This is a genomic window from uncultured Chloroflexus sp., assembly GCF_937951745.1.
Lineage (GTDB): Bacteria > Chloroflexota > Chloroflexia > Chloroflexales > Chloroflexaceae > Chloroflexus.
In genome coordinates this window covers 52,516-75,000 of the sequence record NZ_CALFBQ010000071.1, presented here as the reverse complement: position 1 = coordinate 75,000, position 22,485 = coordinate 52,516, and the positions used below count along the sequence as shown (strand labels likewise).

General features: G+C 58.6%; 25 protein-coding genes. 8 read left to right on the top strand and 17 right to left on the bottom strand.

Annotated features, from left to right (window positions below; all coding sequences use genetic code 11):
* Positions 1 to 4 precede the first annotated feature (4 nt).
* Both Q1A59_RS15815 and Q1A59_RS15810 read right to left on the bottom strand, forming a co-directional pair.
* On the bottom strand, positions 5 to 1,507 hold the full coding sequence (locus Q1A59_RS15815; RefSeq protein WP_299645221.1) for a PAS domain S-box protein: 1,503 nt from the start codon (positions 1,505 to 1,507) through the stop codon (positions 5 to 7).
* Positions 1,500 to 1,973: a PAS domain S-box protein gene (locus tag Q1A59_RS15810; RefSeq protein WP_299645220.1), complete on the bottom strand. Its 474-nt coding sequence runs from the start codon at positions 1,971 to 1,973 to the stop codon at positions 1,500 to 1,502. Before Q1A59_RS15810 ends, Q1A59_RS15815 begins: the two co-directional genes overlap by 8 nt.
* 310 nt (positions 1,974 to 2,283) lie before the next feature.
* On the opposite strand from Q1A59_RS15810, the gene ffh reads away from it, so the two are divergent.
* From ffh to rimM, 4 genes are all read left to right on the top strand, one after another.
* Positions 2,284 to 3,636, top strand: a complete 1,353-nt coding sequence (ffh, locus tag Q1A59_RS15805) for a signal recognition particle protein (protein WP_298400668.1) — start codon at positions 2,284 to 2,286, stop codon at positions 3,634 to 3,636.
* Positions 3,637 to 3,755: 119 nt separating this feature from the next.
* The gene (gene rpsP / locus Q1A59_RS15800; RefSeq protein ID WP_298400665.1) at positions 3,756 to 4,025 is read left to right on the top strand and encodes a 30S ribosomal protein S16; all 270 of its coding nucleotides are present in this window, start codon (positions 3,756 to 3,758) and stop codon (positions 4,023 to 4,025) included.
* 23 nt (positions 4,026 to 4,048) lie between these two features.
* Positions 4,049 to 4,276 (top strand): KH domain-containing protein, encoded by a 228-nt coding sequence (locus Q1A59_RS15795; RefSeq protein ID WP_066782385.1) that lies wholly within the window; start codon positions 4,049 to 4,051, stop codon positions 4,274 to 4,276.
* Between the two features lie 62 nt (positions 4,277 to 4,338).
* Positions 4,339 to 4,848, top strand: coding sequence for a ribosome maturation factor RimM (rimM, locus tag Q1A59_RS15790; RefSeq protein ID WP_298400660.1), 510 nt, complete (start codon positions 4,339 to 4,341; stop codon positions 4,846 to 4,848).
* A 6-nt stretch (positions 4,849 to 4,854) separates the two neighbouring features.
* On the opposite strand, the gene Q1A59_RS15785 is transcribed toward rimM, so the two are convergent.
* The 8 genes from Q1A59_RS15785 to Q1A59_RS15750 form a co-directional block, all read right to left on the bottom strand.
* Positions 4,855 to 6,855: a response regulator gene (locus tag Q1A59_RS15785; RefSeq protein WP_298400658.1), complete on the bottom strand. Its 2,001-nt coding sequence runs from the start codon at positions 6,853 to 6,855 to the stop codon at positions 4,855 to 4,857.
* 25 nt (positions 6,856 to 6,880) lie between these two features.
* The gene (gene hisIE / locus Q1A59_RS15780; protein WP_299645219.1) at positions 6,881 to 7,501 is read right to left on the bottom strand and encodes a bifunctional phosphoribosyl-AMP cyclohydrolase/phosphoribosyl-ATP diphosphatase HisIE; all 621 of its coding nucleotides are present in this window, start codon (positions 7,499 to 7,501) and stop codon (positions 6,881 to 6,883) included.
* A 96-nt stretch (positions 7,502 to 7,597) separates the two neighbouring features.
* The gene (gene purH / locus Q1A59_RS15775) at positions 7,598 to 9,115 is read right to left on the bottom strand and encodes a bifunctional phosphoribosylaminoimidazolecarboxamide formyltransferase/IMP cyclohydrolase (protein ID WP_298400654.1); all 1,518 of its coding nucleotides are present in this window, start codon (positions 9,113 to 9,115) and stop codon (positions 7,598 to 7,600) included.
* Between the two features lie 91 nt (positions 9,116 to 9,206).
* Positions 9,207 to 10,007, bottom strand: a complete 801-nt coding sequence (locus Q1A59_RS15770) for a DUF4388 domain-containing protein (RefSeq protein ID WP_299645218.1) — start codon at positions 10,005 to 10,007, stop codon at positions 9,207 to 9,209.
* Between the two features lie 48 nt (positions 10,008 to 10,055).
* The gene (locus Q1A59_RS15765) at positions 10,056 to 10,643 is read right to left on the bottom strand and encodes an ATP/GTP-binding protein (RefSeq protein WP_066782374.1); all 588 of its coding nucleotides are present in this window, start codon (positions 10,641 to 10,643) and stop codon (positions 10,056 to 10,058) included.
* Between the two features lie 66 nt (positions 10,644 to 10,709).
* A complete protein-coding gene (locus Q1A59_RS15760) occupies positions 10,710 to 11,204 on the bottom strand; it encodes a roadblock/LC7 domain-containing protein (protein ID WP_015941405.1) in 495 nt (164 codons plus the stop codon).
* 72 nt (positions 11,205 to 11,276) lie between these two features.
* Complete coding sequence (locus tag Q1A59_RS15755) at positions 11,277 to 11,642, bottom strand: roadblock/LC7 domain-containing protein (protein ID WP_066782371.1); 366 nt, start codon at positions 11,640 to 11,642, stop codon at positions 11,277 to 11,279.
* An 88-nt stretch (positions 11,643 to 11,730) separates the two neighbouring features.
* Positions 11,731 to 12,021 carry a helix-turn-helix domain-containing protein gene (locus Q1A59_RS15750; RefSeq protein ID WP_298400637.1) on the bottom strand — a complete coding sequence of 97 codons (291 nt, stop codon included), beginning with the start codon at positions 12,019 to 12,021 and terminating at the stop codon, positions 11,731 to 11,733.
* Between the two features lie 455 nt (positions 12,022 to 12,476).
* On the opposite strand from Q1A59_RS15750, the gene Q1A59_RS15745 reads away from it, so the two are divergent.
* The 4 genes from Q1A59_RS15745 to Q1A59_RS15730 all read left to right on the top strand — a co-directional run bounded on the left by Q1A59_RS15745 (position 12,477) and on the right by Q1A59_RS15730 (position 17,047).
* Positions 12,477 to 14,039 carry an ATP-binding protein gene (locus Q1A59_RS15745; protein ID WP_298400634.1) on the top strand — a complete coding sequence of 521 codons (1,563 nt, stop codon included), beginning with the start codon at positions 12,477 to 12,479 and terminating at the stop codon, positions 14,037 to 14,039.
* Positions 14,040 to 14,211: 172 nt separating this feature from the next.
* Positions 14,212 to 15,390: a DUF58 domain-containing protein gene (locus Q1A59_RS15740; RefSeq protein ID WP_298400631.1), complete on the top strand. Its 1,179-nt coding sequence runs from the start codon at positions 14,212 to 14,214 to the stop codon at positions 15,388 to 15,390.
* Positions 15,391 to 15,689: 299 nt separating this feature from the next.
* The gene (gene trxB, locus Q1A59_RS15735; RefSeq protein WP_298400628.1) at positions 15,690 to 16,649 is read left to right on the top strand and encodes a thioredoxin-disulfide reductase; all 960 of its coding nucleotides are present in this window, start codon (positions 15,690 to 15,692) and stop codon (positions 16,647 to 16,649) included.
* A 140-nt stretch (positions 16,650 to 16,789) separates the two neighbouring features.
* Entirely contained in the window at positions 16,790 to 17,047 is a 258-nt protein-coding gene (locus Q1A59_RS15730) for a hypothetical protein (RefSeq protein WP_298400624.1), read from the top strand.
* 85 nt (positions 17,048 to 17,132) lie between these two features.
* Here Q1A59_RS15730 and Q1A59_RS15725 read toward each other — a convergent pair whose 3' ends face one another.
* From Q1A59_RS15725 to dnaJ, 7 genes are all read right to left on the bottom strand, one after another.
* Positions 17,133 to 17,822, bottom strand: coding sequence for an HAD family hydrolase (locus tag Q1A59_RS15725; protein WP_299645217.1), 690 nt, complete (start codon positions 17,820 to 17,822; stop codon positions 17,133 to 17,135).
* Between the two features lie 20 nt (positions 17,823 to 17,842).
* Positions 17,843 to 18,211 (bottom strand): response regulator, encoded by a 369-nt coding sequence (locus Q1A59_RS15720; protein ID WP_298400617.1) that lies wholly within the window; start codon positions 18,209 to 18,211, stop codon positions 17,843 to 17,845.
* 107 nt (positions 18,212 to 18,318) lie between these two features.
* Positions 18,319 to 19,584 (bottom strand): Glu/Leu/Phe/Val dehydrogenase, encoded by a 1,266-nt coding sequence (locus tag Q1A59_RS15715; protein ID WP_366144861.1) that lies wholly within the window; start codon positions 19,582 to 19,584, stop codon positions 18,319 to 18,321.
* 44 nt (positions 19,585 to 19,628) lie between these two features.
* The gene (locus tag Q1A59_RS15710) at positions 19,629 to 20,279 is read right to left on the bottom strand and encodes an N-acetyltransferase (RefSeq protein ID WP_298400611.1); all 651 of its coding nucleotides are present in this window, start codon (positions 20,277 to 20,279) and stop codon (positions 19,629 to 19,631) included.
* Between the two features lie 13 nt (positions 20,280 to 20,292).
* Positions 20,293 to 20,445 (bottom strand): hypothetical protein, encoded by a 153-nt coding sequence (locus Q1A59_RS15705; protein ID WP_172812265.1) that lies wholly within the window; start codon positions 20,443 to 20,445, stop codon positions 20,293 to 20,295.
* A gap of 102 nt (positions 20,446 to 20,547) precedes the next feature.
* Positions 20,548 to 21,306, bottom strand: coding sequence for a 23S rRNA (guanosine(2251)-2'-O)-methyltransferase RlmB (rlmB, locus tag Q1A59_RS15700; protein WP_298400606.1), 759 nt, complete (start codon positions 21,304 to 21,306; stop codon positions 20,548 to 20,550).
* Between the two features lie 58 nt (positions 21,307 to 21,364).
* Positions 21,365 to 22,483 carry a molecular chaperone DnaJ gene (gene dnaJ / locus Q1A59_RS15695; protein ID WP_298400604.1) on the bottom strand — a complete coding sequence of 373 codons (1,119 nt, stop codon included), beginning with the start codon at positions 22,481 to 22,483 and terminating at the stop codon, positions 21,365 to 21,367.
* Positions 22,484 to 22,485: the final 2 nt, after the last annotated feature.

The following is a 22,485-nucleotide window of genomic DNA, read 5'->3' as shown; positions in this document are numbered from 1 at the left end:
CCGGTTATGCTCTCGCTACGGGTTGGCGGGCTGTTAGCATACGCCGCTTCAGGGCATAATCAATCCCCTCTTGCAACGTCGCTTTGGTGATCACCTCGCGCAATTCCGCGCCAATATGCACCAAGGTCTGCGCGATTTCCGGGCTAATCCCGGTCAAGATGACTTGCGCGCCCAACATACGCGCCGCCTGCGCTGCCCGCATCAACGCACCGGCGACTTGGGTGTCAACCACTTTCACGCCGGTAATGTCAATAATTGCCACCTGTGCGTGATGTTCAGCTACGCCGTAGAGCAACGTCTCCATGACCTGTTGGGCGCGGCTGCTGTCGATTGCGCCAATCAGGGGCATTGCCACCACGCCATCGGCAATTGGCATTAGTGGCGTGCTCAATTCACGCAATGCTGCCTGTTGGGCCGCGATCACCTGCTCTTGCATCGCTTCCCGCTCACGTTCAATCCGGCGTTGTTCGGTCACATTGCGTGCCAGTACCAGCACATCATCATTACTCGCGACCATGCGCGCTTCATATTCCTCAAGGTGATCGCCAAAGTCAATCTGATAACTGTACGATTGCATTTCACCGGTGCGGCGCAGTTGCTCGATGTGATAAAGCACCTGTTCGGACAATGCTGGCGGTAACACATCGCTGACACGGCGACCCAAGAACACCTCTGGCGGCACGATAAGGGTGCCGCTGCGATCAGTTTTGTAATCGAGAAAGACGCCGTCGTTGCTGAGCAAGAACATCAGATCAGGCATTGCCTCAAGCAATGCCCGGTTGCGCCGCTCGCTGGCGCGCAGCTCCTCTTCGGCGACTAATTGCTCGGTAATGTCGCGATTAAGCGAAGCGTAGCCGGTCATATTGCCATAACGATCGCGCAAGGCTAATGCTGAAGCTTGCACGGTTACTAATGCTCCGTCGCTGCGCACGTAGCGCACCGTTTCGCGCAGCGTCTGCCCTTGGGTGACGTGTTCGGCTATCTTGGCCAGTTTGTCCAAATCCGGTGTGTATATCAATTCTGCAACTGATGTCCCGACCAATGTTTCGTGCCCTAACATGGAACAGAGCGCCGGGTTGGCATATGTAATAATCAGGTTCAGATCAGCAATCGCAATCCCATCCGGCGCATTCTCAACCAAGAGCTTAAAGGTGCGCAGCTCCTCTTCTTGGCGCTTGAGGGCAGTAACATCTTCATAAAAGCCGATTATCCCAATCACGTCACCATCGTCTCGCAATGGTATCTTACCGGTACGCAGCCAGATCACCGAACCATCGCTTTGGCGCAGCGGTTCTTCGACGTTCAATTTCGGGCCGTGCTCCATCACCATCTGATCGTCGGCCCGATACTCGGTTGCCCGATCGCGCCACGGCATGTCAAAATCGGTGCGCCCAACAATCTCCTCTACCGTCTGTAATCCGCCATCAGCGGCAAAGTGCCGATTGCAGCCCAAAAACCGGCCCTCGCGATCTTTCCAAAAGACCGCTTGCGGTAGGTTGTCAATCACGAGTTTGTAACATTAACCGGCTCTCTATCGCCGATCGCCGAGCTTGTTGCAGTTCGCTAATGTCGTAGGAAAGAGAGGTGGCGCCGCAGACGTGGCCGTGCTCGTCGTAGTGCAAGGTGATCGCCCATTGTTTGTGGAAGACGCGGCCATCACGGTGCAGAATACGGTTTTCGATGGTTACAGTACGTTGACCGCGTTGCACCCATTCAATAAAGGCTTGCTGCGCTCGTTCGCGGTCATCGGGGTGAAGAAAATCGAGCGATTGCCGGCCAATCACCTCTTCCGGCGGGTAGCCAAAATAGTAGGCCGCCGCCGGATTAACATACGTAAATACTCCTTGCGCGTCAACTTCCGTGATGAGCTGATCGGTCGTCTCGACGATGCGTTGAAAACGCGCAAGCTGCGCCACTCGCTCGCGTAAGTGCGCGTTTTCAGCCTGCAATGTGGTAAGGTCGGTTAGCGCCATGACGACCCTCCTGTCAAGTGGGGTTGGAAAAGCGGAAAGCAGATGGACGCGACGTGGCGGGGGAAAGCAGAGATGAAGAGAACCGGCAAACGCGGCCGAAGACATAAACAAGTATAGCAGAGGGTAGACTGTGCGTCAAAGGTATGATGGATTATCCTGCCTGTGGGCCAACCCGCTTCCGACAGCCTAAATATGAATGTCTTCCGCTGGGTATCAAGCAACCTCATTCACTCTGAGATTGACGCCAGCGCCGCTCGCTCGTACAATGCAATCAGCATAACCAATAACTATCACGAAACGAGTATAAACTATGTTTGAAAGCCTGTCCGATCGATTGCAAGCCGTTTTTCAAAAACTAGGCAGCAAAGGCGTCCTAACCGAGGAAGATGTGCGCGAGGCGATGAAGCAGGTGCGCTTAGCCCTGCTCGAAGCCGACGTCAACTTCCGCGTGGTCAAAGATTTTGTCGCCAAAGTGACCGAGCAGGCGATTGGGGAAGAGGTAACGAAGAGCCTTACCCCGCACCAGCAGGTCATCAAGATTGTCCATCAAGAGCTGATCAACCTGTTAGGCACTGAAAACGTGCCCTTGCAAGAGGCGCGCCCCGGTCCGACGGTGATTATGCTGGTCGGTTTGCAAGGTACCGGCAAGACGACCCTCGCCGCGAAGCTAGCGCTGCATCTGCGCAAGAAGGGTAAGCGCGTGCTGCTGGTGGCCGCCGACGTGTATCGCCCGGCGGCAATTACCCAGTTGCAGGCCTTGGGCCGCCAGCTCAACATTCCGGTCTATAGTGAGGGGGTGCAGGCCAGCCCGCCGGATATTGCTGAACATGCGCTTGAACATGCCCGTAAAGAGCTGTTTAACGTAGTGATTATCGACACCGCCGGTCGTTTGCAGATCGACGAACCGCTTATGCAAGAGTTGGAGCAGATCGAGGCACGCGTCCATCCTACTGAGCGGTTGCTGGTCGTTGATGCCATGACCGGCCAAGAGGCCGTGCGCGTCGCCGAGACGTTTAATCAGCGCGTCAAGCTGACCGGCGTAGTGATGACCAAGATGGACGGTGATGCCCGCGGTGGCGCGGCGTTGTCGGTGCGTGCCGTTACGGGGGTGCCGATCAAGTTTCTCTCGACCGGCGAGAAGGTTGACGGCAATACACTGGAGGTCTTTCACCCCGACCGGTTGGCGTCGCGCATCCTCGGTATGGGTGATGTGCTCTCGCTGATCGAACGGGCCGAACAGCTCTACGACGCCGAGCAGGCCAAGAAGATGCAGAAGCGGCTGAGTAAGGGTGAGTTCGATTTTGAAGACTTCCTCACCTCGCTCCATCAGATGCGCAAGTTGGGGCCGTTGCAACAGATTATTGCGATGATCCCCGGCCTGAACCAGTTGGCCCGCAACGAGGAATTGCTCGATGAGCGGCATGTCAAGCGGGTCGAGGCGATCATCTTCTCGATGACGCCGGAAGAGCGGCGCCGCCCGGAAATCATTAAAGGCAGTCGGCGCAAGCGGATTGCGCGCGGTAGTGGCACGTCGGAAGAAGAGGTGAGCCAGCTAGTCAAGCAGTTCCAACAGATGCAGCGCATGATGAAGCAGATCGCCGGCAAAGTCGGCAAGGGCCGCGGCAGCATCGATCCCAACGAGCTGCTGCGCCGGTTGCGCTAAGGCCGTCCGGTTGTGTCTACGCGCCTGTTTGCAACGCTCGCGCCAATTTATGCTATACTATATGGCTAGTGTGTGATAAGTGTGTGATATTGGTCTACGAATGAGGAACGATACGATCTATGGTTAAAATTCGTCTGCGCCGCACTGGTAAAACCAAGCAGCCCAGCTATCGCATTGTCGTCGCCGATGCGCGTTCACCGCGCGATGGGAAGTTTATTGAGACCATTGGCTATTACCTGCCTACGCGCCAGCCCAAAGTGCTGGAGGTGAATGCCGACCGCGCTCGCTACTGGCTCAGCGTCGGCGCGCAGCCGACCGAGGTGGTAGTCAAGCTGTTCCAACGGCGCAACATTCTCGATGAGCAGGGTAAAGTGATAACGGAAGCCTAATCGTCAACGATGGAGAGAGCTCGATGAAGGCGCTCCTCGAATATATTGCCCGTAATCTGGTTGACACCCCCGAAGCCGTGCGCATCAAAGAGCGTACTGGTCGCTTTACTGTTACCTACCAATTGACCGTTGCTCCCTCGGAAACCGGCAAGGTGATCGGGCGCAACGGGCGGGTGGCTAAGGCAATCCGCGATTTGATGGGTGTGGCAGCGGCTCGCCAGAAGAAGCGGGTTCACGTTGATATTGAATAACGGTACTTAGCGGACAGCCGGCCGGCGCAAGCGACTGTCCGGCTGTTTTGGCATGTCGAAATATGGACGATCTTTTGTACATTGGTGCGCTTGGCGCTCCGTTTGGCGTTCGCGGCCAGATTAAACTCCATTCAATTTCGAGCCATCCCGAATACCTGATTCGCCATCTGCGCACCGTCTTCATCGGCCCCAAGCGCATCCCGCATCAGGTGACACGCCTCTTTTTACACAAACCGGGGTTACTTATCATCCAATTGCAGAGCGTTACCGATCGCGATGCGGCTGCCGACCTGCGCGGTGCCGAGGTCTACATCGCCGCTGCTGATGCCGCGCCGCTGGCTGCCAATGAGTTCTTTTACCACGATCTGATAGGGCTGCACGCGGTGACTGATACCGGCGATGTGATCGGTAAGGTACGCGAGATACTCGAAACCGGCGCGGGCGAGATTGCCGTGATTGCGCGTGACGGTCGTCCTGATGCCCTCGTACCCATGGTGCGCGATTTTATCATCGCGATCGACCTCGGTGGCCGCCAACTTGTCATTCGCCCGATTGACGGCTTGCTTGACTAGGGCCTGCTAATGTGACACCGGCAGCACAACCCGGAAGGTGGTACCTTGATCCGGTTGGGAATGCACTAGCAAATCGCCGCCGTGAAAGTCAATGATGCTATAGCAGAGCGGCAACCCTAGCCCTAGCCCGTCAAACCGCGTTGAATAGAAGGGTTCAAAGATCTTTGGTACCTCTTCTTGCGCAATGCCCACGCCGGTGTCGCTGATCTCAAGGATGACGGCTGGATCGGGCAGTGGTTGGCGCGTCCCGCCGCCGGCTCGCCAAAAGAGCGCCCGATCCGGCTCGCCGTCAGGCGGTCGCAGGTAGGTGCGGATGCGCAGTGTGCCGCCGTTGGGCATAGCCTCGATCGCATTTTGCACCAAAGTCTGGCAGACCTGCTTGAGATGCCCGATCACGGCTGTTACCCACGGCAGCGTTGAGGTTAATTCACCGATATACTTGATGCCGCGGGCCATCATTGTGGCGCGATAGGTAGCAATCACATCATGCACCACCTGATTGAGATCCACTGGTCGCCGCCCGTCGAGGTTGGGGCGCGAAAGGTCGAGAATGCGCTGCACGCGGTGGATCAGACTATCGAGTTCGGCAGCCGCTTTGGTCAGGTAAAGATCACGGCGATCGGGGGGCAAATCGTGATTGCGCAACAACCGCACCGTATTCGAGAGGGCTTGGAGCGGGTTATTGATCTCATGCGCCATAGAGGCTGACAAGCGTCCAATGGCGGCCAATTTTTCGGCTTGAGCCAGCTCGCGCGCCATACGTTGGCGTTCGCTAATATCACGGGCAATGACCAAAAAAAGCCGTTGATCACCATCGGGGACAACGCTCACGCTTACGGCGACCGCCGTCTCGTGGCCGGCAGCAGTGCAGAGCATCGTTTCGATCTCGCTCTGCTCGCTCCGGCCATTGACGGCGGTGCCTAGCAATTGGGGCAAGGTCGGCAAGAAACGGCGCGGATCGAGCGCCAACAACTCTTCACTGCTATACCCCGATAAGCGAGCCAGCGCCAGATTGGCATCGAGCACCGTTGTGCCGGTGGCATCGAGCAAAAGCACCGCATCGCTGGCGTGGCGCAAGAGGGCGCGGTAGCGCGCCTCTGAACGCGATACTTTGCTATAGAGGCGCACATTTTCCAACGCAACTGCCGCTTGGCCGGCCAAAAGCTGCAACAGCTCTTGATCGGCGATAGTAAAGGCAGCGTGCGGGGTAGCTTTGGCTGCATTAAGCACCCCAAGCGCCCGCTCGCCGGCCATAATCGGCACTGACAGCGCCGTGGTCAATTCCGGCGCGAGCAAGTGTTGGTGGAGTTCGGCAAACCACGGTGATGTTGTTACTTGCGTATCGATCAGCAATGGCTGACGATGCTGAATCACCCATCCCGATAAGCTGTGCGCAACTGGCACAAGCGTGCCTATGCCCACTGTGTCAGGCAAACCGGTGCAAGCGACGATCCGCAATGCCTGTTCGTCAGGTTCCAGCAACATTAATGAGGCGCGCTCGGCGTTTATCTCTACCCGTACCGTCTCGATGATCAGGGCATAGAGCCGTGCCAGATCTAAGTCGGCCAACAGGTGCTGGCTGATCTGTAAAACGGGGCGCAGTGCAGCGACCCGGTCACTTACCCGCACTGCTTGCCGTTTCGCTACCAGCTCGCGGGCAATCTCAGCTAGCTCATGCGGGCGGAAGGGCTTGATGAGCAGACCGCGCGCACCTAGCCGCATTGCGTAGGCGATCTGTTCAACCGAGGCTACCCCGCTGGCAATCAATATCGGCACGCTAATGTCTCGCAACCGGATCTGCTCGAGTAGTTGCAGCCCATTTACCTCTGGCATGGCGAGATCAACCATGATGAGGTCGAAGCTTGACTGGTCGAGCGCTTCAAGGGCCATTGGCGCATTTGCCGCTGTCGTGACGACAAACCCGGCTCGCGCCAGCGTCTGCCGGCACAGATCGCGCAACTGCGGATCATCGTCTACGACTAATACTCGCCCAGCCCAACTACTCATAGCGTTAGCCAGTAATCTCCGTTGATTACGAGGAAGCGTAGCGGCGGGCCAATTCGGCCCACACTGCCTCGGCGCTCATGCCTTGGTTCTCAAGCAAGACCAGACAGTGATAAATCAGATCGGCCAGCTCATAGGCGACTTCTGCCGGATTGCCGTTCTTGGCGGCAATAATGACCTCTGCCGCTTCTTCACCAATCTTTTTGCCGATCCGATCAACGCCGCCGTGTAACAGCTTAGCCGTATACGACTCGGTAGGGGTCACATCACGGCGGTCGTGGATACGGTCGGCTAGCCGGGTCACGATGGCGACCGGCGGTACCGGGCCGGCGACTTCGGTCTCATCGAGATCGCGGAAGAAACAACTTGGCCGGCCCGTATGGCATGTTGGGCCGGCCGGCTCTGCCAACACTAATAGCGCGTCACCATCACAGTCTTGCCGCATTTCGACGACGCGGAGGGTATTACCGCTGGTTTCCCCTTTGCGCCACAGGCGCTGGCGTGACCGACTGTAGAAGGTGACAAAGCCGCTTTCGCGCGTTGCGACCAGCGCTTCCGTGTTCATATAGCCGAGCATTAACACTTCGCCGCTGCGAGCATGTTGCACGATGACTGGTAAGAGTTCGTTGTCACGCATCTGTACCATCATAGAGTCTCAATTCTCCGTATTGGTGCGGATGATCCGCTTGTGTTGGCGGGCGCACCGCCGTGGGTTTAGGCCGCACGGCCGTGTGGCGCGGCCCTACTAGTGGCGGAAATGGCGGCGGCCAGTGAAGACCATCGCGGCGCCGGCGGCGTCGGCGGCGGCAATAACCTCTTCGTCGCGCACGGAACCACCGGGTTGGATGATGGCGGTTGCGCCGGCGGCAATCGCCGCTTCGACCCCATCGGCAAAGGGGAAGAGGGCGTCGCTTGCCACCACGCTGCCGCGCAAATCGAGACCAGCCTGTTGCGCCTTCCACACCGCCAAGCGTGAGCTGTCAACCCGGCTCATTTGGCCCGCGCCGATGCCTAGGGTGCGATCGGCGGCAGCATAAACAATCGCGTTCGATTTAACGTGCTTAACCACTCGCCAGCCGAAGCGCAATGCCGCCACTTCAGCATCGGTCGGCGCGCGCTTGGTCACAACGCGCCACTCCTCCTGAGCGAGGGGCGCGTGATCCGGTTCTTGCACCAGCACCCCGCCGGGCACGCTGCGGATCTGCCAATTCCCGGCGCTCGTTACTGGGCGCAGGCTGCGTAATAGCCGCCGGTTCTTCTTGCGCTGCAACAGTGTGAGCGCGTCAGGCATAAACTCCGGCGCGATGATAATTTCTGAGAAGATCTCATTCACCGCCTCAGCGAAGGCAAGGTCAACCGGGCGGTTCACAGCGATAATCCCGCCAAACGGCGCTTCGCGGTCGGTGGCAAACGCTGCCTCCCACGCGCTACGCAGATCGCGACCAATAGCCACGCCACAAGGGTTGGTATGCTTAATAATTGCCACGGCTGCGCCTTCGGCAGCGGGGAATTCCTCGATCAACTCTTGGGCTGCGGCTGTATCGAGGATGTTATTGTAGCTCAGCTCTTTGCCGTGCAACTGCTGGAAGAAGGCGCCGAAATCGCCGTAGAGGGCTGCTGCCTGATGCGGGTTCTCGCCGTAACGGAGCGGTTGGTATTTGCGCCATGCCAGCGGCAACACGTCGGGCAGCGGTTCAGTGCGGAGATACGCGGCAATCGTGGCATCGTACTCGGCGGTATGGGCAAAAGCTTTGGCCGCCAGTCGTTGCCGTTCTGCCAATGGCACCTCGCCGGCGCGCAACCCGGCCAAGACAGCGTCATAGTCAGCCGGATCGACCAGCACCAGCACTGCCGGGAAATTCTTGGCGGCTGCTCGCAACAACGCGACGCCGCCGATATCGATCTGCTCTTGGGCTTCAGCCATAGAAACGCCGGGCCGGGAGATCGTTGCTGCGAACGGGTAGAGATTGACCACCACCAAATCGATTGGTTTGAGATCGTGAGCAGCCAATTCGTCTAAATGCGCCGGCAAATCACGGCGAGCGAGCAGACCGGCGTGAATGGCCGGATGCAGCGTCTTGACGCGACCATCGAGAATTTCGGGGAAGCCAGTGACCTCGCTTACCGCTAGGGCCGGAAGGCCGGCTTCGCGGAGCACACGCTGCGTTTGGCCAGTGGAGATAATCTCAACGCCCAATGCGTGCAACGCCTGTGCAAACTCAACGATGCCCGACTTATCGTAGACGCTCATTAATGCGCGCACGACACGCTCCTCAATATACAACTGCGGCACCCAGAATCAAAAACCTGCCCGAAGCGACGGGCAGGGTCGCGCGTTGCCATTGTACCACAGATCAAACGAGCAACTCGCGAGCGCGCTCGCGGAGTTGGGCAGCGGCTTGCCCTGCCCGATCAGCGCCGATCAACCGGCGCGCTTCAGCTTCAAAAGCATCAGCGGCGGCGAGCATCTCGGCCGCCGAAGCGCGAGAGGGGTCGATCACACCGGCGATCCGGTACGCTTCTTGCAACAGCACATTCGCGTCGGCACCAAGGTAGCCGGCAGCAATCTGCTCAAACTCCGGCGCCAACGACTCACCGGCGGCGGCCTCGCGCCGCTCGATCAACCCGCTCTGCATCAGCTTGGCGATTATCTCGCACGTGCGCACTTCGCCAAGGCCGCTGCGCTGGGCGATTTGACCAACTGTCTGCTTGCCATTGATCATCGTCAGCACGCGCCACTCTTCTGCGCCAAGGCTAATCTCTACACTACCGGAGGCCGGGTTTGGTACCAGCCGGGGCACCATCGCCAACGTTGGCCCAGCCTCTTGTTGCTGAGACCACGTCTCTTGGCGATGCACTCCCTCCATAATGATCGACTCGTTGCTCGCGGTAATGGTGACCTGCGGCGACGTCACCCCTTCGTGGAAGCGGAAGGGGCCGCTAGTGACCGTAAAGAAGGCATAGACTGCTTCGAGCGGCTCTAAACCGGGCAATTTCGCATCGACAATTTTGCCATCTCGAAAAAAGATCCAGCCTGTCAGTTTTTGCCCGCCACGGCGGCCATCAATCTCAACTCCGCCGGTCTTTTTACTCAATTGTAATAATTGGATAATGTCAGTGAGTGAGAACTCACTCAGATCGCCTGCCAGCGCCATAGGTGCGCCTCACCTCATCTACCGGCTGCAACGCTGCTTCGTCTAGCGCTACAGCTTACTGATCACCACCCGGCTAATAGCGCGCAACGTCTCGAACACCCCCACCCCCTTGGTTGCAATCGCCTCAATCCGCGGCCAATTCATCTTGTTCACGCCGAGGAAATGATCCATCATTGCCACCGGCGCCAACACATCGGGCGGTAAATCACGCTTGTTGTATTGCAATACGATCGGGAAATCAGCAAACCGCTTATTTTGGCGTGTGATATTTTGTGCCAACTCGCGCAAGCTATTGATGTTCTCTTGCATCTTGCCCTTGTGCGAATCGGCCACAAACACCACGCCGTCGGCGCCATTCAGCACCGCGACGCGGGTGCGTTCATAGAGCACTTGCCCCGGCACGGTGTAAAGGTGAAAACGGGTCTGAAACCCGCGCACCTTGCCAAGGTCAAGCGGCAAGAAGTCGAAGAAGAGCGTTCGTTCCGTTTCAGTCGCAATTGAGAGCAGATCGCCTTTTACTTCTTTTGGTACTTGGCTATGGATGTACTGCAAGTTGGTGGTCTTGCCGCACATACCGGGGCCGTAGTAGACGATCTTGCAATGTATTTCACGCGCAGCGACATTAATCAGAGCCATACATTCTCTCGCGTAGCCGGTCGAACGCGAGCGCCGACACGGCCAATCGGCAGGGCATGAGCGCGGCTAATCGCGGAACAGCAGATCGATTGTGTCTTCCATTGACGTGCGGAATGCCGAGCCAAGCACTTCATCGCGGGCTTTGTGCTGCTGGCGCACCCGCTCGAGCACGGCGGCCAACTCATCGGTCGCCTTCTTGGTCAAGACCTTCACCAAGCCAATATGCGTCCCTTTATTAAAGATGATGCACAGAATCCACTGCTCTTCGATCAGGGCGATAAAGATGTTTTCACGCACGCCTTGTTGGAACGAGGCGCGAAAATCGCGTTCGCGCAGCAGTTTGGCAACTTCGCGCGAGGAAGCAAACACGCCGGCTATCAATGCGCCGAGCGCAGTAATGTCTTGCCGGTCGCCATCGCCCTTTGAAGAGATGACTTGGCCGCTTTTGTCGAGCAAAAGGGCGTAATCGCTGCCGGTGTCTTCCACCAAACGGGCAAGACACTCTTCAATCTGAGCGATCTCTTCTGAGGGCACGATGATACTAGTCAACTGAGGATCCATCGCAGCCTACCTTCACGTCTGAGAATGGCGAGAGTCGATGCGTCGCTTTTCAAAATTATAGCATACCCGTTGTCAGATTGCGCTCAGCGCATCGATCATCTCGTCGCGATGTTTGGCGGCGAGAAACCGGAGCAAGCCAAGATCATCGCGCGAGTTGGTGAGTAACAAGAGCATTGCATCATCGCTGATCGGCTCGATCAAGACCAACCCGTCATCGTATTCCAACACCGCCTGCACGGTGCTGCCTTTGGCTACTTCACGCCCCAATGCATCAGCCATCGCTAACCCGTTGGAGGCCACTGCGCCCACGGCATCGATATCGACGCCGGGGCGGGCCACGCTTTCAATCAGTAACCCATCGGTAGCGACCACGGCGGCTGCTTCTACGCTCTCGACCGCCCGGAACCGGGTGAGAAGCTCTTTCAGCCCACTGCTCATGCTGCCTCACTCTCGCGCCGGGATTCCCCCCTCTGCGCATCAATCCCTATTATACACTGTCGTGGAACCATGCCATTTCCAAAGTGCCCTACGCCTCGCTGAGCGGGCTGGAGCGCTCGCGATCTTTGGGAGGCCGGCCAGTGCGAATGTTGCGCAACGAGTCGATGGTTGCGGCCAGCGCCCGATCGGCCCAGCCGTAAATGGTTGGGCGGCTCTTGCGCAATTCGTCGGCGATCTGGGTCACATTCGCCCGGTAGCCGGGGTCAAAGGTGGCGAGGTTGATCCGGGCAGCCGCCACAATCTGCTGGATCTCCTCGGGGGTGAGATTGTGTTCGCGAATCAGCTTTTGTGCGCGCTTGCCGCTCAGGTCCAACTTCATGCCGCCTCTCCTCGTGCTAGGCGATGGCGCCCGTTTCGCGGCATCGCCACCGGATCTTGCTCAGCTTGGCACGAGTTGCACTGTTGCTGTGGCGATGGGGTAGGTAGTCGCTTACTGCGCTGCCCGATCGCTTGGTGTTGTTCGTGCCATCAACGAACTGGGTGCGAAACCAAGTTTGCGTGCTGGGGTGTAATTTTTTATCATCATATCATGCATAACTGAGATTGTCGAGTCGGTGTGTAAATAGTAACAATGTTATCTTGCTCCGCCCGCATAGCCTTGTCGTTAAGATAGCGCATGAGATCAAGCTCGCTGCTATGGTCGCGGCAATCTGCGCTTGCTTGATCCTTAGTAATCCTTGACAGCTAGCACGAACATGCATGCTGATGAGTGTAAAAGTTTACACTGGGCGATGATGGCCCCGGCCCATGCCGGCTGTGGTACAATACCCAACGATGACTGATCTCCGCCTGCGCCAACACGAATATTTGTTGCAGATTAGCCGTGCCCTAACGGCCCAGCTCGATTTGGGCAGCGTGCTCAATCTGGTCATCACCTACGCTGTCGAGCTGCTTGCCGGTACGCTCGGTTTTATTGCTCTGTTCGACGACGAAGATGGGATACTGCGCATTCGGGCTTCCGCGCACCTGCCGCGCGAGAATTGGCCGGCGTTCACCCCCTTGCTACGCATCCCAATCGCTGACCTTAGTCGCTTCGGCCCGCAAACGTTACGCGAAATCTCGCTCGACACCGGCATTCCCCTCCGCCAAATGATCGCGCTGCCGCTCACAGTGCGCGAGACGCCGCTGGGCGTGATTTATGTCTTTCGCGCCGCGCTCAATGTTGCGTTTTCGGCTGATGATCGCCAGATATTGCAGGATTTCGCCGATCAAGCGGCGATTGCGGTCGGCAATGCTCGCCTTTTCCAGAGTGTGTTGCGTGAAAAGCAGCATCTCAATGCGTTGATCGAGCAGTCTGCCGATGGGGTGATGATTATCGATGGCCGCTGGCGGATCACCACCTTTAACCATACGATGGAACAATTGACTGGTTGGTCACGCGAAGAGGCGATTGGTCGCCCCTGCGCCGAGGTGCTCGCTATTCGCAATGCGCAAGGGGTGAATATTTGTCTCAATGAGTGCCCGTTGCAACGCTATCCCGAACTTACGAACCCTGTGGTCGAGGGCCGGATCACTACGCGCGATGGGCGCGAACTGTTTATTCAAAACCGCTATGCCCCGCAGCGCGGCGCCCATGGCCATTTGCTTAGCGCGATCGCGAATGTGCGCGATATTACGGCCCAGAAGGTTGAGGAAGAGCGCCAGAATACCTTTATATCGGTGATTTCGCACGAGTTGCGCACGCCGGTGAGTATTATCAAGGGCTTTGCAGAAACGATGCTGCGCCCCGATGGCCAGTTTACGATTGAACAGTACCGCGAGGCGTTGCAAGTGATTGGCGAAGAAGCTGACCGGCTCGCCCGCCAAATTCAAGATTTGCTCGATGTGTCGCGGATTGCCGCCGGTGGGTTGCGCCTCGAACGGAGTGATGTGTCGTTGCGCCTGCTGGTCGAAGAGGTAGTGCGCCGCTTTGCCGCGCAGGTCGACGGACGGATTGAGTTTGAGATCCGGGTGTCGGACGATCTGCCGCCGGTGTATGCCGATTACGAGCGACTGCGGCAAGTGTTCACCAATTTGATCGAGAATGCGGTCAAATATAGCCCCAACGGCGGCACGATCCGGATCGGTGCTCGCGCTGAGGGCGAGATGGCGATTGTCTATGTCGCTGATCAGGGGATCGGGATTCCCCCCGAAGAGCAGGAGTTGATCTTCGAGCGGTTTTACCGTGTTGATACCCGTCTGCGCCGCGATCAGCCGGGCAGCGGGTTGGGTCTCTTTATTACCCGCGCTATTGTCGAGGCCCACGGTGGCCGGATCTGGGTCGAAAGCCAAGTCGGGCGCGGTTCGCGCTTCTTCTTTACCTTGCCGCTCAGCCGGCGCCGTCTGCCGGGAGAGTGATGGATGATCCCAGTTTTGGAATGGGACACGGATACACACGGATAAAACGGATGCGCAAGGTTTGGGAGTGAAGATAGGACACTGGTCTGCCTCCTTTGGCCTGATCTGGGCTCATCCGTCGCCCCGTGTCCTGTTTTCTCGCTGCGTAACCGCGCAAGAACGTTGTTGCACCATGATCCCTGCTCTCTTCGCCATTCTGATCCTTGCCTTGCTCGCGCGCCAAGCAGCCTTGGCGTTGCTGGCCGTCACCTTGTTAACCAGTCTTGGCGCGGCCCGCCTTTGGCAGCGGTGGGCATTGCGCCGGGTCGAATATCGCCGTGAGCTGAGCCAGACCCGCGCCTTTCCCGGCGATGAGGTGACACTGACCATTACGATCACGAACCGTAAACCGTTACCGCTAGCCCAGATCCAAATCTTCGACGCTATTCCCAACGGTTTGCGCGCACTTGATGCTCCGGTCATCTTCAGCGGCAGCCGCCAGACCAGCCTGCTTCGTCGCAGTACCGGATTACGCTGGTACGAACGGGTGATCTGGCGCTACCGGCTGCGGTGCGAGCGGCGTGGCGCGTTTCACTTGGGGCCGGCCCAAGCCCAGAGTGGTGATCCATTTGGGCTTTATCGCAGCGACGCGACCTTTCCTGCCGATGCGACCCTCCTCGTCTATCCGCGCCTGCTGACGCTGGCCGAACTTGGCCTACCGGCCCGTGACCCGCTGGGATTGATGCGTGCGCCGGCGTTGTTGCGCGACCCGCTGCGAGTGGTTGGCGTGCGCGACTACGCGCCCTCTGATCCGCTCAAAGATGTGCATTGGGTGGCGACGGCGCGAACCGGCACGTTGCAGACCCGTGTCTACGAGCCGACAACATCGCATACGCTGGCCCTCGTGCTTGATCTCGACACCTTCGAGTTCTATTTTCAAGGCATCGATCCCGAACTGGTGGAGCATCTGATTAGTGTGACGGCAACGCTGGCCCGTAGCAGCCTTGCCGCCGGTCATGCGGTTGGTCTCTACGCCAACGGTGCGCCCCCCGCCGATGAACATCTCGTCCGACTGCCACCCGGGCGCAGCCCTAACCAACTGAGCCAAATCATGGAAACGCTGGCCCGGTTGACGGCCTACTCGGTGTTGCCCGGCGCGCGTTTGTTGCGCTTGATTACACCCGAACTTCATCCCGGCGCGACGATTGGGTTGATCGGCGCTGTGGCCGCTGAGCCGATCCGCGCGACGCTCTTGCGCTTGCGGGAATTGGGTTTCCGGGTAGTCTGGATCTATTGCGGCACCGCGCCGCCGTCGGCGGTGCCCGGCGTGCAGGTGCATTGGGTGCCGCGGAAGGGTGAAGGTGATGGATAAAGGTGAAAGTGACACGGAGTAGGCAACCGTGACCATCTATGGTGCCCGTGTGAGGCCGTGATCGGTGGGATTAGGATGCTCATGTGATGGATGAACATGGATCGGGCAGCCGTGCTAATCCGTGAGCGCCGAGTTCATCTGTATCCTATTCTACTACCCCCATACCCCCGGGGGGTAATCTAGATTACAGACAAACGATACCACAGCATGGTATACTCCCTGTTGTGAGCGACGCGCTGCTGGTCGCGCCGCTAGTTTGATCTGTGTGTCATTACGCAAAGGCGAGGAGATTATTCATTATGCATCACAAAGTTGTTATCATCGGTTCGGGTCCAGCCGGTCTGACGGCTGCCCTCTACGCAGCGCGCGCCAACCTCGAGCCGCTGGTGATTCGCGGGATGCAACCCGGTGGTCTGATTGCGACCACGAGCGAAGTAGAGAACTACCCCGGCTTTCCCGAAGGCATTGGCGGCTTTGAGCTAGCCGAGGCGATGGAGAAGCAAGCTGCCCGTTTCGGCGCTCAGTATCTGGAAACGATGGTAACGAAGGTTGAGGTTGATCAACGTCCCTTCGTGATTCATACCGACAGCGGCCAGACCATCACGTCCGATACGATCATCGTCAGTACCGGCGCGTCGCCGCGCAAGCTGGGTGTGCCCGGCGAGGAAGAGCTGGCTAATCGTGGCGTCAGCTATTGCGCCACTTGTGACGGCTTCTTCTTCCGCGGCAAGAAGGTGGTAGTTGTTGGCGGCGGCAACAGTGCGCTCGATGAGGGTCTGTTCCTCACCCGCTACGTTGATGAGTTATTCATCGTGCATCGTCGCGACAGCTTGCGCGCCGATCCGATCTTGCAAGAGCGCGCTTTCAGCAACCCCAAGGTGCGCTTCATTTGGAATTCGGTGGTCGTGGCGATCAACGGCAACGACAAGGTCGAGTCGGTGACGCTGCGCAACCTGCAAACCGGCGAGATCAGCGAGCTGCCGGTTGATGGTGTCTTCCCGTACATCGGCCACGTGCCGAACACCGAGCTGTTCCGCGGTATCCTTGATCTCGATGAGGGCGGGTATATTGTGACCGACGGGCGTACCCGCACCAATATCCCCGGCATTTTTGCCGCCGGCGACGTGGCCGATCACGTTTACCGGCAGGCAATCACCGCTGCCGGTGATGGTTGCCGCGCTGCAATGGAAGCGACGTGGTACCTTGCCGAGCAAGAGCATGCCCGCGCCAAGGCGACTGCAACCGCCACGGCGTCATAGGTAGGTCGCCAGTAGCGGTGGGTTGCAAACCTGCCGTTACCAACCCACCCTTACTTTACAGATAGTTGTGAACTTTTTTCTAAACGAAGCGCACCGGTATGTTATAGTAAAAGCGTCAACCCACACCGAGGAGGTGCGCTATGGCAACGACGCCCCCTACAGATCCTGAATTGACCGATACCGGTGCTCGTGAAAGCTATGAACACCTCGAGCAAGCCTACATTCAGGAGTATTTGCGCAGCCAAGGGCTTACGCTCGAGCAAGTGCGTGCCATGCCAGCAGAGCAGGCGAAGGAGATTATGCGCGCCGCTTCAATTTACGCTTCGGCGCAGATGGCCACGGTTGAGGCGCGCGCGCATTTGGTTGAGGAACTCCATGGCGGGCCGCGCGCATTGTAAGGTGTGATTGCCGGTCCGCAGCGAAGGGGAGGGCACGTTTGCTATTAACGCCCTCCCTTCGTTTTTGGCCGCAAACGCTATACACTTAGCCCAACACTGCCGCCAGCACAGCATCAGTATTGCTCAGATCGGGCAAGAGCGAATCAGGACGGTGATCGGCCAATTCGGCCAACGAGAAGGGGCCGGTGGCAACAGCGACCGTGCGCGCGCCGAAAGCTTTGCCGCAGGCGATGTCGCGCGGCGTATCGCCGATAATCACTACTTCAGCGGGGGTAAAAGCGCGTCGATAACGGGATTCGGCGCGGCGGGCTGCAATGGGCGGTAAGGCCAGCCGGTCGAAGTGGTCATCGCCATACGCGCCGGCTTCGACATCGAGCCACGGTAACAGACCGGTGCATTCGAGTTTGATCCGGGCCGCGGCGGCGACATTGCCGGTGAGCGGGGCTTGGTACGCATAGTCGGTCAGCGCGCTTAATGCGGCCATCACGCCGGCAAAGACGGTCGAACGCGCGATCAGCGCCTCGCGTTGCGCGGTGAGTTCGGCGACGTACAGAGCGATAAACTCGCGCAACCGGGCTTGAATAGTTGCTTCATCCAACGAAGGCAGACTATCGCGCACAATTTGCCAATCGGTCTTGCCAGCATACGAGGTGCGCTCGATCCGAACCTCTGGCCCAACCAACTGCCGCAGCGCGGTGCGCATCGCGTTAGCGGCGATCCCGTCGGTCGAGAGCAAGGTGCCATCAACATCCCACAACACTAACCGCTTCATCATCACTCCTACTGCGGCGCAGCCTAACGATCTGGCGCGCCGCCCAACAACTCGGTAATCGTCAGGATCAATTCATCGAGATCGGTCGGTTTGGTGAGAAAGCGATCGAAACCGGCAGCGAGCGCCGTGCGCCGATCGCTTTCGCCAAGGCCGCTAAGCGCAATGGCCGGACAGTGGCGCAGCTCAGGGTGGGTGCGCAATTGGTGCAAGAGATCAACCCCATCACAATCGGGCAAGCGCAGATCGATGAGAAAAAGGGCTGGTGATGAGACCGGCGCGGCCAATGCGGCCGCACCGGTGGCGGCGACCGTTACCTCAAAGCCCTGCCCGCGCAGGAAGATCGCAAACAATTGTTGCATCAGTGGATTATCCTCAACGACCACAATCTGCATACGGTCTCCTGCGCAATCAGCACAAACCGCCACGATGTTCAGCGGCGTTGGCAACAACCTTACGCGCCAGCCGGTCTTTGCTTAACATTGTAGCGGCTTAGCATTCATCACGGATACACCCCACGGGTCATATTCGCATCGGCCACTCGCTGCACAGCAAGCAGATAGGCTGCAAGGCGCAGCGGGATCCGGCGCTGTTCGGCCATAGTTGTCACCTGCTGGAAGGCGCCGACGATAATTCGTTCCAGCTTCTCGTTGATGTCTTGTTCGTCCCAGAAAAACTCTTGCAGGCCCTGCACCCATTCAAAGTACGAGACGATCACACCGCCGGCGTTGGCCAGAATATCAGGCACGATGATAATGCCGCGTTCACCCAGAATCGCATCCGCTTCCGGTGTGGTTGGCCCGTTGGCGCCTTCGACAATCAGCTTGGCGCGGATGTGTTCTGCGTTCGCGCCAGTGAGCTGATTTTCCAACGCTGCCGGGATCAAGACATCACATTGAAGTTCCAACAACTCACTGCCGCTGATCCGTTCAACACCGGGTGCATTGTAGCCTTCCAGCAAGTGGAACGGATGGCGGTCAACGTAGGCACGCATAGCCGGAATATCAAGCCCATGTGCGCAGTAATAGCCGCCTGACGCATCAGCCACACCAATGATCGTGCAACCGAGCTGATGGAGCAGATACGCCGCCGTGCTGCCGACATTGCCGAACCCTTGCACGACGACGCGCAACCCCGCCAGCGGCCAATTGAGCTTGCGCACCATCTCGCGCACCATCAGCATCACCCCGCGTCCGGTCGCCTCGACGCGGCCCAGCGATCCACCGACATTCACCGGTTTACCGGTGATCACCGCCGGCACCGTATAGCCGCGGTGCATCGAGATCGTATCCATAATCCACGCCATGGTCTGGGCATTTGTGCCGACATCGGGCGCCGGAATATCCTTTTCGGGGCCAAGCAGGATGCTAATTTCGGTGGCGAAGCGCCTCGTCAGCCGTTCAAGCTCACCCGGCGAGAGCTGCTTGGGATCGACGATCACACCACCCTTCGCGCCGCCGTAGGGAATATTGACCAGCGCACACTTCCATGTCATCCACATCGCCAGCGCGCGCACTTCATCAATGTCAACGCTAGGATGATAACGGATGCCGCCTTTTACCGGCCCCCGGCTGAGATTGTGCTGCACCCGATAACCGGTAAAGACGCGGGTCGAGCCGTCGTCCATCTGGACTGGAAAATTGACCGTCAATTCGCGTTGGGGCACGCGCAGAATCGCCCGCACATCATCGGGCAGGTGCAACATATCGGCAGCCTGATCGAACTGCTGTTGCGCGACGTAAAACGGGTTGATCTGGTGAGACGTCATTGTCTTCCCCTCTTCATTGATCTTCAAGCTGTATCTCCTCTCGATCAGGCCAGATCCTTTCGCATATAGATCCAACCGTCCTGACCGAAGAACAACCGGGCGAACAGGGAGCGGCGGATATACAGTGGCCGAAAGCCAAGCCGCTCATAGAGCGCGCGGGCGCCGTGATTGCTCTCGCGCACGTACAACCCTAGATAGGCGAGGGCGAGGGCGCGAGCATCGTTTTCGGCACGTTGCAGCAGTGCGCGTGCAATGCCGCGTCGCCGCCATTCTGGGGCAACGGCGACATCGGCGATAAACCCTTCACCACGTTCGATCTGATGATCGAGCAGCGAAAGGGCAAAGAGGGAACGCAACGCCCCCCAGACGCCTAATATCTCAAAAAAAGCCGCCTCGGCAACCCCCCCGCCATCGCCGATCATATCACGGGTGCGCAAGCTGGTCGTGCCGATGAGTTGGCTAGCGTACTCTGCTACCAGCATGCCGCGCAACGCCGCTGGCCCTTGCCGCCGCCAGCCGGTTGCCAACGCTTGCGCGCCACGTTCCCGATCGCGTGGGCCAAACGCTGCGCCGAACGTGTCAGCAAAAGCTTCGCGGTGGAGGGCGACGATTGCTTCAATATCACTCAGGCGGGCCGGTCGAATCACTACATTATCGGCAGGCACGCCAATTGGAGGAGTCGCGACGGCGTACATTGCCTACGCCTGCTTAGCGTGCCGTCAGTTCGGCCACACGCAATTCCAGCCGGCTAGCAATATCACGGTACATATCACCGCGCCGCTCGGCGACGGCCAACTTTCGCTGCAAGAAGACGATATAGCCAAGAGCTGCCAACAACGCTACCAGTGTTACCCAACGCATAGTTCCTCCTTGCTCTGCCGCACTGTATTCTAGCGCAGGCTCGGCGAGGCTTCAAGTAGAAATCAAGTCCACGTCAACCGGCTCCTGCCATCATTGGCAAGGTTATTCCGCCACCGAACGGAAGCGCTGCCGCCATGCGTGGTAAATAGCAATGCTGCCAGCCACGGCAGCGTTGAGCGATCCCACTTGCCCAACGATCGGCAACCGCACGAGAAAATCGCACCGTTCACGCACCAAGCGGGCTATGCCCGTTCCTTCAGCACCGATCACGAGGGCTAGCGGCAGATCAAGATCGACTGTGTCGATATCTTGGGCCGCTTCATCTTGCTCAAGCCCAACCACCCAAATACCGGTGCGTTGCAAATCTTCGATCGTTTGGGCCAAATTAGTCACCATCGCCACTCGCAGATGCTCGACTGCGCCACTGCTAGCATTGACCACTGCCGGCGTAATTTCGGCGGCGCGCCGGCCCGGAATGACAACGCCATGGCAGCCGACTGCTTCGGCGGTACGCAACAGGGTGCCGATGTTTTGCGGGTCTTGCAGATGATCAAGTAACAAGAGGAGCGCAGGCTCACGCCGGTCAGCCGCTGCTTGCAGGCATTCGTCGATCTCGACATATGGATAGGGGCCGGTTTCGAGCATCACCCCCTGATGGTTGGCGTCACGCAACTGGCGGTCGAGCGCCTGCCGTTCGATCCGCTCTACCGGCACGCTGGCCTGTTCGGCCAGCCGGATAATATCAGCGATAATGCCGCTCTCTTGCACGCTGCGCGAGATAACTAAACGGCGCAACGCGCGGCGGCGAGCGCGGAGAGCCTCGCGCACCGCGTTGCGCCCATAGAGCAACTCGGTCGTCATAATCTACTCACTCGCTGTTACATATGGCCGCAACAGGGCGTGGGTTGTTTCCATCCGGCTACAACCCTAGCGCGTCTTTGATATGGCCGAACAACCCCTTATCACCTTGGTCGCCATCGTGCGCAAAAGTTTGCGCCAGTTCTTGGAACAGTCGGCGCTGCTGATCGGTAAGTTTGGTTGGTACTTCGATTCGGATGACCACGATCAGATCGCCGCGACCCTGTTGGCGCAGGAAAGGCACCCCCTTACCGCGTATGCGGAAGGTCTGGCCGTGCTGGGTGCCGGGCGGCAGGCGCAACTTCTCGATGCCTTCGAGGGTGGGAACACTAACTTCGCTGCCCAGTGCCGCTTGGGCGACGTTGATCGTCAACGGCAAGATAATATCATTGCCATCGCGTTCGAAGATCGGATGCGGTTGAATATCGAGCGCCACGTAGAGATTGCCGGGCGGCCCGCCGCGCGGCCCGGCTTCACCCTCGCCGCTGATCCGGATCTGTTGCGAGCCATCGACGCCGGCAGGGACCCGCACCGTAATCTTGCGATTCTTGCGCACGCGCCCCTCGCCGCGGCATTCACGGCAGGGGATGGGAATGACGTAGCCAGTGCCGCCACAGGTGTCGCATGTCGTCACCGTCACCATATTGAAAATCGGCGCACGCTGGCGGATCTCGCCGGTGCCGCCGCAGCGCGGGCAGCGCGCCGGCTCGGTGCCCGGTTCGGCGCCGGAACCATGGCACGCGGCGCAGGTTTCCAATCGGCGAAACTCGATCTCCTTTTCGGCACCGAACACCGCTTCTTCAAAGGTCAGGCGCAGCGTGTAGCGCAGATCGGCGCCGCGCAATGGCCCGCGGGTGCTGCGTCCCGCACTAGCCCCTCCGAAAAAGGCGTCGAAGATCGAGCTGAATGGATCAACGCCACCAAATGGATCGCCACCTATGCCGCCGAAACCGGGCGGGTTGTGGCCGAAGCGGTCGTACATCGCCCGCTTCTGCTCGTCAGACAGCACCTCGTAGGCTTCGTTAATCTCTTTAAATTTCGCCTCAGCCTCAGGCGATTTATTGACATCGGGGTGGTACTGGCGGGCTAGCCGGCGAAATGCCTTCTTGATCTCGTCGGGCGTCGCACTGCGACTCACCCCGAGCACCTCGTAATAGTCACGTTTGGCTCCCGCTGTCATAC